This is a genomic window from Rothia sp. HMSC061C12 (genome assembly GCF_001815755.1).
Classification (GTDB): Bacteria; Actinomycetota; Actinomycetes; order Actinomycetales; family Micrococcaceae; genus Rothia; species Rothia mucilaginosa.
Genome location: NZ_KV821867.1, coordinates 243,373 through 260,494, shown reverse-complemented (window position 1 = coordinate 260,494; position 17,122 = coordinate 243,373). Strand labels below are relative to the sequence as shown.

Genomic DNA, 17,122 nt, shown 5'->3' with positions numbered 1-17,122 from the left:
CTAAATATCCTCTGCGTTACCAAAGCCCTATATCAGCAGTATAAAGACTCCTCAGAATACGGTTCAAAAAGTGGGGCTGTGGCATGTTTTACGAAAAACTGCCACAGCCCCACAAAAGTTATGTAAATTTATTTTACGATATTCTTATAGATTTCTTTGTGGAATTCTGCATCTTTATTAATTTCATTCAGCTGAACTCCACGCCTCTGCATAGTCTTAATGGCTTTATCAATCGATTTCTTAGCTTCGCTAAAAATATCATTAATTTTAGTCCCATTATCAGACTCGTGAATCTTGATATAACGATCAAGTACTTCCTTCATCTTCGGAGCACTCTGATCAAAGCTCATATTCCTACCAAGAATTTTATTTGCCTTCTTATTCTCCCGACCAGCTTCCCGGTCAATGATTTCGGCAACCGCGTACATCATGTGCCAGCGATAGCGTCGATACTCAGACAAAATCTGGTTCTCCCTCAGCCAAGCATCCAAATCAACATATATCCGCGCTGCGAGATAATAAGAATCGCAGTTATGACCATCAGAAAATACTGAAGGAGTCTTACTGGTAGCCCTTTTCTTCAGCTTTCCAAAATAGCGTGCACTCTCATGAGGAGACTTCAAGAATATACTTGCGTATGCTTTAAGCAAATCATCCATAGTGATTTTACTATTAATTGAATCCATGGAGTTAACATACTGATTCTTCCTTCTTTCATACCTCAAAGAACCTTCATAGTGCCCTGCAAAGTAATTCTCGAGTTTCTTATTGAATTCTGAGCGCGATAGCAAGACCAACTCGTTAACTGGATTCTGAGTATTCGTAGATGCGATAATCAAATCAATAACGCTATCCTTACGAGTATGAATAATTCTTACCGGAACACAGATAGAAGACTCGATACCCAGAATCTCTTTTTCATACTTATTAGCAGCTTCAACCTTCGGCAATAAATCATCTACCGCTTCTTTGACTGCTTCTTTACCCATACCGCTTTCAATGCAATCCATAAGGATTTTACTCTTCAAGTCATCCCCTTCATGACTTAAATATTTTTCGGGTATATCTTCTCGAATCTTATTAAGCTTATCCATAACGTCAGTATAATATTCATGCAAAATATGGCTTGTCTGACATCCATTAACTACCTGATATCCCTGAAGACGCATAGTATTGCCTGTGCCTAGCCCAGATTGTAGATGCTTAGCAATAATAGTGACACCATTATTCATAGCAAAGAAAAGGTCACGACCAATACTCTCAGAGTCCCCTTCTCCCAATGCTCCACCGGAAGCGAGAGACTCTTTAATGGATTTATTAATATGTGTTTTATCTAGATACCCGCGAACATTTTCACTAAAGACATTGGGTCGAAGGTCCCCATCCTCGTCCTGGATTACCTTTTTATATTCCTTGAACGGAAGATACCCTGTATAAATTGCATCAATTCCATGCTTCGAAATATTGTCCATCTCAAAAGGAGACAAAGTTCTCATGTTAAATTGAGCATCCGCCCCCATGAAAACATCATCATATATTTTTCGAAGTGTTTCGTAACCAATGATAAGCGAGTCATCAACTACGTAATTTCCTGCAGCCTCAAGGTTGGAAATATTATTCTCAATGTGCTTCTTAGCACCCCCAAGAGAACGTTCTTTATTCTTTTCACTTCCAGAAATTACGTAGCAAGTATTTACCTTAATTCCACCGTCAATCGTAATAGCTTTAGGCTTTTCATCAACGATAATTTGGCCACTTTCTATAAGATTTTTAATCTCTATAAAGTTGTCAATTGTTTTCGTTAGGCCTTTAATTGGTTCTTGGGCGCGAAGAATAGCATTTACACCAGTGATAAATTTTCCATATTTTCCAGCCAGATCAGAGAAATGCTCTTCATTCTTCGACTGCGTAAATACATAAGAAACATTTATCTTATCCCCAAGGCTATCAGCGATGGATTCTAGATACTCAACGTTAGGAACAACATATCCATTAACGACTACAGCCGCAGAATCAACGGACATTTCAGATCCAGCGTTTGTATCACTCTGACCAGAACAAATATCCTGAAGACTGAACTCATAATCTGAAGAATACTTGCAGGTTACTAGATAGGCTGCAAGCTTCTCAAATACACTGTCTTCGCTTTCTTCGGGACTAAGGTCCAAAACAAACTTATTTTTAAAGCTTGTCATAATGTCATTAATCATTAATGTCTTAGATTTTTTGGTAGACATTCTCTCATCTCCTTTGAATGTGTAGTGTGGTGGTGCAATCGTCGGTGCTGCACCACTCTGATAGTACTATCGCTCCAGGTCAGGGTGCAATCCACAACACACAAAACGCTAACAGAATCTCAGGTAAAAATTCAGCCCCCTCCCTCAGATACCAGCACAACCACCCCTTACACGTTGAGAGGGCACACAAAAGGGGCACCGCCTCCACCCCAACGGGTAGAGAACGGTGCCCCCCCTTCAGTACGCAGAGTCAACACGCCAAGTCAGCGCGCCGGGAAGCATAACGCTCCCGCCTGCAAACCTTCTAGCGGCGAGCGCGGCGCAGCTTCACCAGGCCACGGTTAATGTGTGCCGCCCAGAGCGGACCCTCATACAGGAACGCGGTGTAGCCCTGCACCAGGTCGGCGCCAGCGTCCAGGCGCTCCTGCACATCCTCAGCGGTGGTCACGCCGCCAACGGAGATGATGGCAAGGTCGTCACCAATTTCGCGCTTGAGCAGGCGCAGCACCTCCAGGGAGCGGGGCTTCAGCGGCGCACCGGAGAGGCCGCCAGCACCGATTTCCTTGACCTTGGTCATGTCGCTGGTCAGGCCCAGGCCGTCGCGGGCAATGGTGGTGTTGGTGGCGATGATGCCGTCCAGCTTCAGCTCCTTAGCCAGGGCTGCCACCTCGATAACGTCCTCATCGACCAGGTCCGGCGCGATCTTCACGGTCAGCGGTACGTGGCGGTTGGGGCATACGCGGTCTGCCTCTTCACGCACCGCGGCAAGCAGCGGGCGCAACGACTCGATAGCCTGCAGAGTGCGCAGACCCGGAGTGTTCGGGGAAGAAACGTTGACGACCAGGTAGTCTGCCTGCGGTGCCAGGGTGCGGGTAGAAATCAGGTAGTCCTCGATAGCGTTCTCAAGCTCAACGACCTTGGTCTTGCCGATGTTCACGCCGATAACCGGGCGTACAGCGCCGCGGTATTCGGTTTCGAGATCTGCGCGGGCGGCGGCAACGCGCGGGCCTGCCGCTGCGGCACCGTCATTGTTGAAGCCCATGCGGTTGATGACAGCCTTATCCTCGACGAGGCGGAAGAGGCGCGGCTGCGGGTTGCCGGGCTGCGCCTGACCGGTAATAGTACCGATCTCGACGTGGCCGAAGCCGATACCAGCCAGCGCGGCAATGCCCTTACCGCCCTTGTCGAAGCCTGCAGCCAGGCCGAACGGCGAAGGGAAAGTAATGCCCATGACGGTGGTTGCCAGTTCGGGGGCAGGCTGGAAGTACTTGCGCAGCGCGCGGGTGATGCCGACGTTGCGCAGGGTCTGAACGCCCCAGAAGCCGACGTGGTGTGCCTTCTCGGGGTCCATGCCCTTGAAGAAGATGTTGAAGAAGGTCGGGTAGATGCGCATTTGTTCTCCCTAGTGTTGGAGGGTGTGGGTGGTTTATGGGGCTATGAGCCGGGACTGTATGCCGGGCCGTTACTTGTCGTTGGCGACGGCGTCGACAGCGCCACCGTAGCGGCGGTCGCGGCGCGCATACTCTTCGACAGCTTCCCAGAGGGTGCGGCGGTCAACGTCGGGCCAGAGCACGTTCATGAAAATCATCTCGGCGTAGGCGCTCTGCCAGAGCAGGAAGTTCGAGATGCGCTGCTCACCGGAGGAACGCAGGAACAGGTCAACGTCGGGCAGGTCGGGCTCGTCCAGGTACTTCTGGATGGTCTTTTCCGTAATGTTGCCGGGCTTGATCTTGCCCGCCACAGCATCCGCCGCGATAGCTGCCGCCGCGTCAGCGATTTCTGCGCGGCCGCCGTAGTTCACGCACATGGTGAGGGTGCAGACGGTGTTGTCGATGGTTTCGCGCTCGCAGTGTTCGAGCTCTTCGATGACGTTCTTCCACAGCTTGGGTCGGCGACCAGCCCAGCGGATACGCACACCCCAGGTCTTAAGGGTTGCCAGCTGACGCTGCAGCACCTCGGTGGAGAAACGCATAATGAACGCGACTTCGCTGGGTGAGCGCTTCCAGTTTTCGGTGGAGAACGCGTAGGCGGTCACGTACGGGATACCCATTTCGATAGCGCCCGCAACAACGTCCAGCAGTGCCGCCTCACCGGCGCGGTGACCCTCGGTGCGGGGCAGGCCGCGTTCGTTCGCCCAGCGTCCATTACCGTCCATGACGACGGCGACGTGCTGCGGAATGAACTTCTTCGGGATCGGCGGCGGGGTTGCCCCGGTGGGGTGTGCGGGCGGGGGTACGGGCTGGGTGCGTGCCATGTGTGCCTTTCTTCCCTGGCGGGTTCTCCCCCGGGGTCGTTTGCCTAGATATGCGCCAGATATAAACCTGGCGTGCTGTTAGCTATTTTACCGTGACACAGTGCGCATGGGCGGGTGCTTCGGGGGTTATTTTGCGTCCTGGTTGGCGCATGTTTGACGCATCGGCGTGCATCTTTTACGATGCAGGAATTTCTGCTTCGAGGGCGCTCGCCGTTTTCAGGGGGTGTTCGAGCAGGTTCTGGGTGGTCTTCAGGTAGAGACCCAGAATTTTGGAGGCGACCGGCACCGGTGCTGCGTCAATAGTCGCCCAGGCGCGCGGATCCGCCGATGCGGTAGCGAGCGCATAGCCGAGCTCTTCGGCACGCAGGCCGGTCAGGGGTGTGTCGGTGGCGGGTGCGCATTGGGGACAGAGGACCGTGTGGTGCCCGTAGGTGTGGGCGGTGTGGAAGGCAATGTACCTGCCGCTTCCGCTTGTAGCGACGGGGATGCTATTGACTACACCAGCATTGTCTGCACCCTGGCTATCGGCGCTGACCAGCGGGTTGCCGCATCGGGTGCAGTTTTCCCCGATGAGCGGCCAGCCAGCGGCGTTCATACTGCGCGCTAGGTAGCGGGTCAGAATCCTCTGCGGCACGTGCTGCCCGTGCGCGAGCGCGGCAAGCGCCCCGTGGGTCAGGGTGTAAATATCGGCGGTGCTGTCGGTGTCTTTGGTGAGTGCTTCTGCCAGTTCGGCGATGGTGGAGGCGCACGTGTACGCATCGTAGTTCGCCATAATGGGTGCGGTGTAGGCGTGCAGGGTTGCCGCCTGGGCGATGGTGTGCAGGTTGGTTCTGCCACGGCTGAAGGACAGGTCGGTGTGCATGAACGGTTCGAGTCGTCCACCGAATTTGGAGGTGGGTTTGCGTACGGCTTTGGCGACGGCGTGGGTGATTCCGCCGTCGCGGGTGAGCATGATGATGATACGGTCGGTTTCGCCGAGTTTTTGGGTGCGGAGGATGAGGGCGGCGTCGCGCCAGGTGCGGGGTTCGCTCACGGGTGTCTCCGTTCTCGGTGCATGCTCGGTGGGTATCAGGCAGGCAGGTTTTCGGTGGGCTTCTCAGTAGACGTTGCACTCAGTAGGCGCTGAGGAGCGGGCGCTTGGTAGGCGCTGCACGGGTGTTGTGGGTACGGTTCGACCCCTGCCTCGTTACCCCGCATAGGGGGTACCGGTCAGGGGTCGGTCCGTAACGTATGGGCGAGGCGCTACTTAGTCCTCGTACTCAATATCGTCGTCGTCTTCATCTTCTTCGTCGTCGACCAGTTCGTCTAGGTCGTCCTCGTCTTCGTCACCGTAGACGCTCAAGGGGGTGACCTCGTTGTGAGCCTCGAAAAGGGCATCTTCGTAGGCTTCGAAGGCGTTGGCGATTTCTACGTACGCCTCATCGACGGCGGGGTCGTGCTCGCCGGTTCGGTTTACGACGGCGGTCAGGTGCGCCTCCAGCGCGTCAAGGAGGCGGGTGAGTTCGGTGCGAGGATCAATGCTCATGCCATTATTCTACTACCTACGCGCCTATGGTGTGCGCCGGGCGGTCATACGGCGGTTTAAACGCGGAACTATGAACGGGCGCGGCAGGTCAATCGGCAGGTAAATTCGGCGCCGCGAAGAGAGCACCAAAGCCAAAGCGGTAAAGCCAGGTTGGTCACGCGAAGCAGCACGCGGCGCATCAAGCCCCGCATAAAAGACCTTACAGACACAGTGAACCCGCCGTCCCCAGCTCCCCCACTCCTCAAGAGAGCAGGTGCCGGGTGCGGCGGGTTCTTCTGTCGGTTAGCTCAGCTTGACGCTGCGCCTACTGAATGTTTGCTTCTTACGGGTCATGAACCCGAGAGAATTAGAAGCCGGGTTTTTAGAAGCCCAGGGAAGCTGCGGATGCGCGGATTGCCTCAGCGGATGCCTTCAGCTGTGCCAGCTCAGCCTCGTTCATGGGAACCTCGAGCACGCGCTGGATGCCCTCACGGTTCACGATGGTGGGCAGGGACAGTGCAACGTCCTTGAAGCCGTACAGCTCGCCTGCAATGGTGGTGGAGACGGGCAGCACTGCGTTCTGGCCGCCGAGGAATGCCTCAGCGATACGTGCACCGGAGATACCGATTGCGTAGTTGGTGGAACCCTTGCCCTCGATAACCTTGTATGCTGCGCGCATAGCTTCGTTTGCCAGCTCTGCACGGACCTCGTCGGTGAAGACGGGCTTACCGTCCTGCTCCCACTCGGTCAGGGGAACCATACCGATGTTTGCTGCAGACCAGACGGGGAACTCGGAGTCGCCGTGCTCGCCAACAACGTTTGCGTGAACGCTCTTGATGGAGACGCCAGCCTTGTTAGCAATCAGCCAACGCAGGCGGGAGGAGTCCAGAACGGTACCGGAGGACAGCACGCGGTTTGCGGGCAGGCCGGTAATCTTCTGAGCCACGATGGTGAGAACGTCACAGGGGTTGGTGACGAGCATGATAATCGCGTTGGGTGCTACGGACAGGATGTTCGGCAGCAGCTTCTCGAGGATTGCGACGTTTGCGCCTGCCAGTTCGAGGCGGGGCTGGCCGGGCTTCTGGCGAGCACCAGCGGTGATGATGACCATGTCGCAGTCGCGCAGCAGTTCGATGTCGTCGCCACCGGTTACGGTTGCTTCGTGTGCGAACATTGCGCCGTGTGCGATGTCCAGTGCTTCAGCGTGTGCGCGCTTGCCGTCGATGTCGTACAGGACGATTTCATCTGCGGAGCCGCGGACCATAGCTGCGTATGCGGTTGCGCTACCGACGCCGCCTGCACCGATGACGCCGAGCTTGGTGGGGTTGTTGACACCGTTCATTGCTGTATGCCCTCTTTTCGTGAGAGTTATCCGTGTGGTGCGAGAGGATTCTCGCGGGGTTTATTAGGAAGCGGGTGTGTGCCTCGGGGGTGAATTTCCTTAGGGTGGGCGTTCTCCCCCGGTGGGCTCGCTTCGTTACTTTCTATTATGCCGCAGATTCTGCGTTTTGTGTTGGATTATTTTGTTTTTCGCGATGGGTCATGGTGACTTTATGGGCTCTTCGGGGTGTTTTTCACTCATAAAACCAAATAATGACGTTCTGACCTTTTGACCAAGCTCACATGTCGCTAAAGTAGCCTTCCACATCTACAGCGCCTCCGGAAGCCTCAAAATCAGCACGGACCGCCTGAGCTAACTCGTCATCAACCAGGAAGTCCAAAGCCACAGAAGCCAACCCGAACGCCGCGTCCAGGGCAGCATCAACCGCCGCCGGAGTATCCGCACAGTGCGCGAACTCCACCGTGTGCATACCGGTACCCTCAGGCGCAATCTGAATGAGCGGGTGAATACCGGGCACACGCAGGCTCACATTACCGAAATCAGTCGAAGCCGCCAGCGTGTCGCTCACCGTACCGGGCGGGTACGGGTGACGGCCCACCGAACGCTGAGCCGAAACCCAACGCTTGAGCAGCGGGCGGTTCGTGCGCACCGGCATGGTCATCGGCGAAGAATCCCAAGTCACCTCCGCACTCACACCAGCCATGAGCGCCGCACCGCGCAGCACCTCCTCAACCCGTCGCGAGAGCGCACGCAGAGTCGGCGCGTGCTTGGAACGGATATTAATGTGCAGGCTCGCGGAGGCAGGAATCAGGTTCGGGGCGTCCCCGCCGTGGTCGATAATCGCGTGGATACGGTCAGAACCGGGAATCTGCTGACGCAACAAACCCAACCCCTGATACGCCAGGTTCGCCGCATCCAGGGCGTTACGACCCATAAACGGGTGCGAGGAAGCGTGCGCACTCACGCCCGTGTAGGTCACGCGACATTCACGGCGACCCAACCACGCCTGATCAGCCACATCGATAAAGTAGGGGTGCACCATAATGGCGGCGTCCACCTGCTCGAACGCGCCGGCGCGCGCCATCAGCTCCTTACCGGCATCGGACTCTTCGGCGGGCGTGCCGTAATAAAGGACCCTGCCGCTGAACGCCTCGGGGCCGGTAGCGAGCGCATCTGCCAGGGCAAGGAAAGCGCCCAGCCCGGATACTGCGATGACGTTGTGGCCGCAGCCGTGACCGATGCCCGGCAGCGCGTCGTATTCGGAAAGAATCGCAATGGTGCGGTGTGTGGCGGGGTCGTAGTCGGCGCTGGTGAGCTCCACCTTGAACGCGGTATCCAGACCGAAGGCGGGGTACTCGATACTGAGGTTCGGGTTACTGAGGTTCGGGCAGGCTTCGCGGACCGCATCAACGAGCGTGCGGGAGGCGAAATACTCCTCGTAGGCAGTCTCAGGATGCGCGTGAATCGCCTTGAGAATTGCGGTCAAAGAGTCTGCGCGGGTGGCGACGGATTCGGCGAGGTCGCGGCGAATATGCGCCAGCCCGCTGTCTTCGTCGAGGCGGTGACCGTGACCCTTTCCGTGACCATGGCGCTCGCCGTGGCTACGTTTCTGCTCGGGCTGACCGTGGTCGGCATGTTCCTGCTCGGGGTGCGCGTGCCCGCGCTTGCGGCGGTGCTCAGCGGCATGCTTACGCTGCTCGGTTTCGAGGGCGAGGATTTCGGAGTACTCGCTACCGCGCACGCAATCAGCGTCGGGCGCGTCGTAGTGGCGGGTTATTGCGGCGGGTCGGTTCGGTGCCGTTCGACCGGAGCTGTCAGAAGTGGGCTGGGTGTGGGCGGCGGTGCCCTGTGCGTTCGCGTCAGTCATGCTTCTACGCTACCGTCTGCGCTCGCCGGGCGCTAGATGCTCGGGCGTGATGGAGTCGAAAACGTCCAAAAAGAAATTTGTGTCACATAAAAGAAAATTTGTATATATCCTAGGAATCTTTGATTCAGTGGAGTAGCGTTAAGCACATGGGAGCGACAATCCAGCCGCACCCATCACCATCCGGCGCTAGCGATGCGAATGCCGGCAGGACAGTTCACAACCGGTCCAAACCATGTCGTTTGGGCCTCTGTCAACACTGTGACAGACCCATGGATGCGAACCGTACCGGCAAGCACACACCGCTGCGAGCGCCACAACCACGCTAAGGAGCTCCATCCCATGAAGGCAGCACGCTTCTACGACCGTAACGACATCCGCATTGAAGACATCCCCGCACCCGAAGCCGCTGCGGGCGAGGTTCTGGTCAAGGTCGCATGGTGCGGTATTTGCGGTACCGACCTGCACGAATACCTGGACGGCCCCATCTTCTGCCCCCAGCACGGTCATCCCCACCCCATTTCTGGTGAGGACTCCCCCGTCACCCTCGGTCACGAATTCTCCGGTGTTGTTGAGGCACTAGGCGAAGGCGTAGACGACCTTGAGGTTGGCGACCACGTTGTCGTCGAGCCCTACATCATTCGTGATGACGTCTACACCGGCCCCGACTCCAAGGACTACCACCTGTCCAAGGACATGAACTTCATCGGCCTGGCAGGTCGCGGTGGCGGTCTGTCCGAGAAGGTTGCTGTCAAGCGCCGCTGGGTTCACAAGATCCCCAACACCATTCCCCTGGACGAGGCTGCACTGATTGAGCCCCTGAGCGTTGGCTACCACGCTGTTGAGCGTGCAGGCGAGTTCGAAGAGGGCGCATTCGCACTGGTGACCGGTGCTGGCCCCATCGGCCTGCTGACCTCCGCAGTTCTGAAGGCTAAGGGCGCTAAGGTTATTATCTCCGAGCTGTCCCCGCTGCGCCGCCAGAAGGCTCTGGACTCCGGCGTTGCTGACTACGCTTTCTCCCCCGCTGAGGTTGACGTTCTGGCTGAGATTCACAAGCTGACCGACGGCCGTGGCGCTGACATCGCGTTCGAGTGCACCTCCGTTCAGCCCGCACTGGACCTGATTCTGGATGCTCTCAAGCCCACCGGCAAGCTCGTTATCGTCTCCATTTGGGGTAAGCCCGCTTCCCTGGATGTTCAGAAGGTTGTGCTCAAGGAGCTCGATATCCGCGGCACCATCGCATACGTGAACTCCCACCCGGAGACCATCAAGCTCGTTGAGTCCGGCAAGATTGACCTCAAGCCCTTCATCACCGGCAAGATCGCTGTGGAAGACCTGATTGACAAGGGCTTCGACACCCTGATCCACCACAACGAGACCGCTGTGAAGATTCTGGTCACCACCGACCCGGAGCGTCTGGCTGAGTAATCTCTTCGAGTGAGACTGCATGATACTGATTCGTTCAGTTTCAGCTGATGCAGCTGTTCTTCTAGCTTCCTTAGCGTAGCTAGTGTGGGGTGAGGCTCCTATCAAGGAGCCTCACCCCACTACTTTTTTGTGTACTTTTTACCGGGCATACTCTACCGGGCATACAAAAATCCCCGGTTCCAAAGAACCGGGGATTATCTGTGCGCGAGGGGGGACTTGAACCCCCACCCTCTAATACGAGGACTAGCACCTCAAGCTAGCGCGTCTGCCTATTCCGCCACCCGCGCAGGTGACTTTCGAACGTTTTCCTTTCGGTGCCGTTCGAAGCAACACGTAATACTATACGGGCTTTCTGAGCACTCCGCAAATCGAAAGAGTATGTTCTGCATCACATATTAGAGGTTGGTTGGTTCCCAACACCCCCGGCGATCTTCTCGCACCTTGAGTAATATGACCGGCACGCCCACTCAACTGCCATATTTTCGGTCATAACGACTAGAATAAAGAGCATGAATAATGAGAACCTCTCCCGCGAAGAAGCCGCAGAACGTTCGGCTCTCATCAGTGTCGACACCTACGACGTGCATGTCGACCTGACTAACGCCAAGGACCCCGAATTCGAGTCCTACCCCACCGTCACCACCGTCCGATTCTCCTGCAACACCCCCGGTGCAGAAACCTTCATCGACTACATCCACCACAGCGTCGACTCCGTTAAGCTCAACGGCACCGAACTGACCTTGGCTGATGTCGTCAACGGCGCACGCATCACCCTGCCCAACCTGCAGGCAGAAAACGTGCTCACCATCCACGGTCGCTCCTACTACTCCCGCTCCGGCGAAGGTATGCACCGCTACTTCGACCCCTCCGACGGTCGCGTCTACCTGTACACCCAGTACGAACCCTCCGACTGCCGCCGAGTCTTCCCGAACTTCGAGCAGCCCGACCTGAAGGCAGTCTTCAACTTCCGCATCACCGCACCCAAGGACTGGGTCGTCAGCTCCAACGGCGTACTCGAAAGCCAGGTCGTAGACCCCACCGACGACTCCATCACCAAGCGAGTCTTCTCCCCCACCGCAAAGATCTCCACCTACATCACCGCAATCGTTGCCGGCGAATACTTCACTGCAACCACCACCTACAAGCCCAAGAGCAAGGTCAACAGCGGTGACATTCCCCTGGTCGTATACTGCCGCCAGTCCCTCAAGCCGCACTTCGACTACGACCACATCTTCAAGGTCACCGAAAACGGCCTGGACTTCTTCCAGGACCTCTTCGACTACCCCTACCCGTACCCCAAGTACGAGCAGGCATTCGTGCCCGAATACAACATCGGCGCAATGGAGAACCCCGGCCTGGTCACCTTCACCGAAGACTACATCTTCGTCTCCGGCGCAACCGAGGACGACCTCGAAGGCCGCACCAACACCATCTGCCACGAAATGGCACACATGTGGTTCGGCGACCTCGTCACCATGAAGTGGTGGGACGACCTGTGGCTCAAGGAATCCTTCGCAGATTTCATGGGCACCCTCGGCGCTAAGGAAGCCAACAACTTCAACGACGCATGGGTCACCTTCGCGAACAACCGCAAGGCATGGGCATACATGCAGGACCAGCTGCCCACCACCCACCCCATCGTCGCTGACATCCCCCACCTGGAAGCAGCATCGCAGAACTTCGACGGCATCACCTACGCAAAGGGCGCATCCGTGCTCAAGCAGCTGGTTGCCTACGTCGGCTTCGACACCTTCATCGAGGCAGCACGCGTGTACTTCAAGCGCTTCGAGTGGGGCAACACCTCCCTGAACGACTTCCTGCAGGTACTCAACGAGGTGTCCGGCCGCGACATGCAGGCATGGGCTAACGCATGGCTGCAGACCTCCGGCGTGTCCGCACTGGGCACCAAGCGCGTCTACGGCAAAGACGGCCAGCTCACCGACCTGATCCTCACCCAGGAACTGCCCGCACAGCAGCCCGCAGGTCTGGGCCGCCCTCACGTGGCAAAGCTGGAAACCTTCGCGCTGACCGACGGCAAGCTCACCTCCACCGGCCTGCTCTCCCTCGAGTACCCGGCAGAGCCCGTCTCCGAGCACCGCGTGGAGCTCACCGAGGAGCAGAAGAAGCTCGTTGGCGAAGCTGACCTGCTCATGCTCAACGCAGAAGACCACACCTACGCCAAGGTCGCCCTGACCGACGAAGACGGCCTGCAGGCAGCTATCGAAGGTGTCTCCACCCTCGAATCCGCACTCTCCCGCGGCCTCATCTGGGGCTCCCTCTGGGAGAACGTGCGCGATGCACGCCTGCCTGTCACCACCTACGTCGACGCAGTCGTACGCAACGTCTCCAAGGAACCGAGCGCATCCCTGCTGGGCACCATGGTCAACAACGCACAGGTCGCTATCGCAACCTTCTCCGCACCCACCGGCCGCGAGCGCCTCTACGACGCTCTCTACGACGCATTCGCAGCCGCACTGGCGCAGGCTAAGCCCGGCTCCGACGAGCAGCTGATTCTGCTGCGCGCCCTGATTTCGGTCTCCACCAACGCGACCAAGGGTGAAGAGCTCTGCCGCGATATTGCCCGCGGTGCTTTCGAAGACACCACCGGCGATATTGCTGACGCAACCGGCATTCCTTACGACCAGAACCTGGGTTGGAGTGCACTGGGTGCGCTCGCAAGTCGCGACCTGGTCACCGTTGAGGATCTGGACCGTGCGGCGAAGTACAGCCCCTCCTCGATTTCTTCGAATGGTTACGCGTACGCGATTGCTGCCCTGCCCTCTGCTGAGCGTAAGGCTGCCGCGTACAAGACCATCATGGAAGACGAGTCGCTATCGAACGACGCTCTGGCTTCGACCATTAACGGTTTTGCTCGCGGTCCGGTTGAGCTGCGTGAGTCCTACTACGACTCCTACTTTGAGGCTCTGCTGCCCATTTGGGCGTCCCGTTCGATTGGTATGGCGACCCGCATTGTGCGTGGCCTGTACCCGAAGGCTCCGTACAACACCGGCTCCACTGAGGGTCTGGGTGTTGAGGGTAACCCCTCCGTTGCGTTGGCTCAGCGTTGGCTGGAGGCGAACCCCGAGGCTCCTTCGGCTCTGCGTCGTCTGGTTCTGGAGGCTCAGGATCACGGCCACCGTTCGATTGTGGCTCAGAAGTTCAACGCCTCCCTGCAGGACTAAGTTGCATGGTTTGAGGGCTTGTGGCGGGGTGTGAGCCGGTATCTAGGCTAGGTTCCGCTCTCCCCCGCTAGGTTCTCTAGCCTCTTTGAGAGACTGCCGTTCGGCACGCTCCCGGTAACGTACCAGGACGTGCCGGGCGGTGGTCTTTTTCTGGCTCATCTATAGAATTCATAGCGGCGGTATGCCGTCCAAATATTTCCCTCATACAGTGGTTCACATACTGACAAGGGCACTTATTACCGGGGCAGTTTCACCAGGGCACAAAACTATATGCACCCGGTGCTAAAAGACAGATAAATGTCACCCGTTTTTGTGAGCTGTCCACCCTGAAAGCATGAGAGAATAGACTAGGTATCCGCTCGCTTAGACATATCAGAAGGAGTTTTCAGTGGTCGATTACGCACTCGGTGACCGCGGTAGCGTTAACATCGTCACCGATGATTACTACGAAGCAGAAACCCTCCAAATCTTTGAGGAACTGCACATCGACCGTGAACGTATCTGGTACGGTGAAGCGCGCCTCGTTCCCGAACCGGATAACCCCTACGAGCCCAATAGCATTGCCGTCTACATTGACGAATTCAAGGTAGGCCGCATGAGCGCGGCAGACTCCGCCGCGTACTGGGATTCCATTACCCGCGTGGTCGCCTCCGGCTACGAGCCCATCGCGCACCTGCAGCTTTCCGCCGTTGCCGTGCGTGCTGAAGGCGGCGGTATGCACGTGAAGAGCACCGGTGTGCTCTCCCTGTCCGCACCCGGCTCTCTCTTCCCCCTCAACGACGCACCGACCCGCGCGACCCTGCTGCCCCAGGGCCCGTCGATGAAGGTGCTCGACGAGAAGGAACACTCCGAATACCTGCACAGCATCCTGCCGCCCAGCGGTGAAGGCCGCGTGATCCTGACCCTGGAAGCGAACCAGCTCAAGACCTCCGACGGCCGTTTCGTTGACAGTGTTGAGGTGCGCCACGACCGCAAGCTTGTGGGCCGCCTGAGCACCCAGATGTCTGAGCAGCTGACACCTGTCATCCGTTACGCTTTTGAGAACGACCGCCTCACCAGCGCGTGGGGCACTATTCGCGGTAACACCCTCGAGCTGTCCCTGACCGTTCAGGCTGCGCGCCCCGCCGATATTCCGCAGGAATGGTACGAGACTCTACCCAATAACGTTCCGGCTCTGCTGCCCGTTGGTGAAGAGTACGATGTGCCCGCCGCGTTCGTACCCACCGAAGGCGAACGCCACTACCTGGAATCCTCCGCACAGCAGGCGCCGAAGAGGCGCCGCGGTTTCATTAGCTCCCTGACCGGCGGTTCCGTTGCCTCTGAGCCAACCCATCATGAGCCCGCCACCGAGAAGTCGATCATCGAGTACAGCCTGGAAGAAGAGGAATACTACGAGCCGAACGAGCGTGAACGCCTGCTGAACCTGGTCAAGGGTGCAGGCCTCGCCGTTCTGGTCGCCGGTCTGATCTCGATGCTGTGGACCCCGATGCTCGGCATCCTCATCGCTATCCTGGGTGGCGCTGTTGCGGCTGTGGCATTCTACTTCGGCCGTCAGCCCTACTACGATGACTACGAAGCCTACGACGACGAGTACGAGGACGAAGAGACTACCGAAGAAGAGGAAAAGCCTGAATCGAAGGCATAAGCTCTCCCCTCAGAACATACGCACAAAGGGCGGCTACCCACCATCACGGTGAGGTAGCCGCCCTTTCACGTACCCGGTTTCTCCAGAAACGGATTAACCTGGAACAGTTAACCCGAAACGGTTAAACGCTGCGGGGGTGAAAGCTCATACAAGCTTTCACCCCCGCGAGGAGTCAGATTTTAATCCTGGCCGTAAGTAGCCATGAACTGATCCATGCTGTCATGCTGCAAAGCATAGGACAGGTTAGCGTTCGCAGCCTGGTTCACGATAACAATCGACTGACCGTCGTAGGACCAGCCGGGGCCTGCGTTCGGCAGGGTGGTCATGCGCATCGTGGTGTCACCGCTGGTCAGCACCGGAGCCGCAATCTGAGCAATCTGAGCAGCGTTCAGGCCGGAGTCCACACGCATATATCCAGCAATAGACTCAACAGCAGACTGGAAAGAGCCCACATTATCCAGTGCACCCTTAGACTTCATCGTGCTGTACAAACCGCGCAGGAACGCACGCTGGTTACGAACACGCTGGTAGTCACCATCAGCAAACTGGTAACGCGCACGCACGAAGGCAAGTGCCGCACCGCCGTCCATATGCTGCATACCCTGCTTGAAGGACCAAATGTTGATGTCGAAGTTGAAGGGGACCTGAACATCCACACCACCGACCGAGTTCACCAGAGCCTTGAAGCCTTCGAACTCAATCTCAGCCACGTGATCGATCTTGATACCCAGCAGGTTCTCAACGGTTGCCACCTGCAGAGAAATACCGCCGTAGTTCAGTGCGGCATTAATCTTTGCCGCGCCGTAGCCGGGGATGTTCACCCAGGTATCACGCATAATCGAGACCAGGTACACGCCCTTACCATCAGCAGGGATGTGAGCAAGCATGATGCTATCTGCACGGGAGCCGCTCACCTGAGCTGCTTCAGAACCGGAACGAGTATCGCTACCGAGCAGCAGGATGTTCTTACCGGGTCCCTTAATGACGCCGTAATTGTATCCATTGTCCAGGATGCCGTCGCCGTCCTTATCGTGCTCGCTCGCGTTAGCTGCAAGAGCCGCAGCGGCATCGGAGCCGTTCTCACCGCTAGCGTTGGTGCCGTTCTTGCCGGTATCCGAGTTGGTGACGGTCGGAGCCTTCAGCTCCGTCACGTTGAGCTTCTTAGCCTCGCCAAGCTGCTCCTTAATTTTGCTGAGGTCTTCATCCACCTTAGTGATGGAGTCAAACTTCTCGGTCTTGCTATCCCAGGTGTGGCCAGCACGCCAAATAAAGAAACCAATACCGAGGGTAATAACCAGCAGAAGAATCAGCAGGATCAGCAGAATACGCTTGACCCATTTCTTCTTCTGCGACGGTTCAGAGTGAGCGTCGCTCATTAAGTTGTCCTTTGTTTGAGGTGGTGATACGCGAGGCGCGCAACGCATCCAGCGAAGTCTCTAGAATGCAGAGAGCCGGAAAATACCCGCCCGATACGGGGCGGCGCTGGAGGGCACAGAAAATGCACAGCTCGCAAAATACTTACTCATTGTAACGCCGTCAGCCGGTCTACGCACCGGCGAACGAAAGGTTTTACATTACAACTTTCCTCACGTTTGGGCGAATATTGCAGCTCTCACCATAAAACGCGCAATGCCCCGCCTCCCTGAAAACCAAGGAGAACGGGGCA

At 57.0% G+C, this 17,122-nt stretch carries 11 protein-coding genes and 1 tRNA gene; 3 read left to right on the top strand and 9 right to left on the bottom strand.

Going from position 1 to position 17,122, the window contains the following annotated elements; all coding sequences use genetic code 11:
* Nucleotides 1-128: 128 nt before the first annotated feature.
* The 7 genes from HMPREF3055_RS05525 to HMPREF3055_RS05495 all read right to left on the bottom strand — a co-directional run bounded on the left by HMPREF3055_RS05525 (nt 129) and on the right by HMPREF3055_RS05495 (nt 9,204).
* Entirely contained in the window at nt 129-2,237 is a 2,109-nt protein-coding gene (locus HMPREF3055_RS05525; RefSeq protein ID WP_049337627.1) for an AIPR family protein, read from the bottom strand.
* A gap of 304 nt (nt 2,238-2,541) precedes the next feature.
* Entirely contained in the window at nt 2,542-3,630 is a 1,089-nt protein-coding gene (locus HMPREF3055_RS05520; protein WP_049341239.1) for a quinone-dependent dihydroorotate dehydrogenase, read from the bottom strand.
* Nucleotides 3,631-3,699: 69 nt separating this feature from the next.
* The gene (locus HMPREF3055_RS05515; protein ID WP_049341241.1) at nt 3,700-4,491 is read right to left on the bottom strand and encodes an isoprenyl transferase; all 792 of its coding nucleotides are present in this window, start codon (nt 4,489-4,491) and stop codon (nt 3,700-3,702) included.
* A 175-nt stretch (nt 4,492-4,666) separates the two neighbouring features.
* Nucleotides 4,667-5,524, bottom strand: a complete 858-nt coding sequence (gene recO, locus HMPREF3055_RS05510) for a DNA repair protein RecO (RefSeq protein ID WP_070738415.1) — start codon at nt 5,522-5,524, stop codon at nt 4,667-4,669.
* Nucleotides 5,525-5,737: 213 nt separating this feature from the next.
* Complete coding sequence (locus HMPREF3055_RS05505) at nt 5,738-6,016, bottom strand: hypothetical protein (protein ID WP_070643281.1); 279 nt, start codon at nt 6,014-6,016, stop codon at nt 5,738-5,740.
* A gap of 361 nt (nt 6,017-6,377) precedes the next feature.
* Nucleotides 6,378-7,337 (bottom strand): L-lactate dehydrogenase, encoded by a 960-nt coding sequence (locus HMPREF3055_RS05500; protein WP_070738413.1) that lies wholly within the window; start codon nt 7,335-7,337, stop codon nt 6,378-6,380.
* Between the two features lie 277 nt (nt 7,338-7,614).
* Nucleotides 7,615-9,204 (bottom strand): amidohydrolase, encoded by a 1,590-nt coding sequence (locus HMPREF3055_RS05495; RefSeq protein ID WP_070738411.1) that lies wholly within the window; start codon nt 9,202-9,204, stop codon nt 7,615-7,617.
* Nucleotides 9,205-9,543: 339 nt separating this feature from the next.
* Between HMPREF3055_RS05495 and HMPREF3055_RS05490 the strand changes: the two genes are divergently transcribed.
* On the top strand, nt 9,544-10,629 hold the full coding sequence (locus HMPREF3055_RS05490; protein ID WP_070688249.1) for a 2,3-butanediol dehydrogenase: 1,086 nt from the start codon (nt 9,544-9,546) through the stop codon (nt 10,627-10,629).
* A 201-nt stretch (nt 10,630-10,830) separates the two neighbouring features.
* Here the strand turns inward: HMPREF3055_RS05490 and HMPREF3055_RS05485 are convergent.
* Nucleotides 10,831-10,916: transfer RNA gene (locus tag HMPREF3055_RS05485), tRNA-Leu, on the bottom strand.
* A gap of 222 nt (nt 10,917-11,138) precedes the next feature.
* Here HMPREF3055_RS05485 and pepN point away from each other — a divergent pair.
* Both pepN and HMPREF3055_RS05475 read left to right on the top strand, forming a co-directional pair.
* Complete coding sequence (pepN, locus tag HMPREF3055_RS05480) at nt 11,139-13,811, top strand: aminopeptidase N (protein WP_070738409.1); 2,673 nt, start codon at nt 11,139-11,141, stop codon at nt 13,809-13,811.
* 388 nt (nt 13,812-14,199) lie between these two features.
* The gene (locus HMPREF3055_RS05475; protein ID WP_049341251.1) at nt 14,200-15,456 is read left to right on the top strand and encodes an HIRAN domain-containing protein; all 1,257 of its coding nucleotides are present in this window, start codon (nt 14,200-14,202) and stop codon (nt 15,454-15,456) included.
* 179 nt (nt 15,457-15,635) lie between these two features.
* On the opposite strand, the gene HMPREF3055_RS05470 is transcribed toward HMPREF3055_RS05475, so the two are convergent.
* Nucleotides 15,636-16,832 (bottom strand): LCP family protein, encoded by a 1,197-nt coding sequence (locus HMPREF3055_RS05470; protein ID WP_070738407.1) that lies wholly within the window; start codon nt 16,830-16,832, stop codon nt 15,636-15,638.
* Nucleotides 16,833-17,122 lie beyond the last annotated feature (290 nt).

Coding starts and splice junctions, on each gene's coding strand:
- HMPREF3055_RS05520 (WP_049341239.1), bottom strand. CDS start 3,630: ATGCGCATCTACCCGACCTTCTTCAACATCTTCTTCAAGGGCATGGAC.
- HMPREF3055_RS05500 (WP_070738413.1), bottom strand. CDS start 7,337: ATGAACGGTGTCAACAACCCCACCAAGCTCGGCGTCATCGGTGCAGGC.
- HMPREF3055_RS05470 (WP_070738407.1), bottom strand. CDS start 16,832: ATGAGCGACGCTCACTCTGAACCGTCGCAGAAGAAGAAATGGGTCAAG.
- HMPREF3055_RS05495 (WP_070738411.1), bottom strand. CDS start 9,204: ATGACTGACGCGAACGCACAGGGCACCGCCGCCCACACCCAGCCCACT.
- HMPREF3055_RS05505 (WP_070643281.1), bottom strand. CDS start 6,016: ATGAGCATTGATCCTCGCACCGAACTCACCCGCCTCCTTGACGCGCTG.
- pepN (WP_070738409.1), top strand. CDS start 11,139: ATGAATAATGAGAACCTCTCCCGCGAAGAAGCCGCAGAACGTTCGGCT.
- HMPREF3055_RS05515 (WP_049341241.1), bottom strand. CDS start 4,491: ATGGCACGCACCCAGCCCGTACCCCCGCCCGCACACCCCACCGGGGCA.
- HMPREF3055_RS05525 (WP_049337627.1), bottom strand. CDS start 2,237: ATGTCTACCAAAAAATCTAAGACATTAATGATTAATGACATTATGACA.
- HMPREF3055_RS05490 (WP_070688249.1), top strand. CDS start 9,544: ATGAAGGCAGCACGCTTCTACGACCGTAACGACATCCGCATTGAAGAC.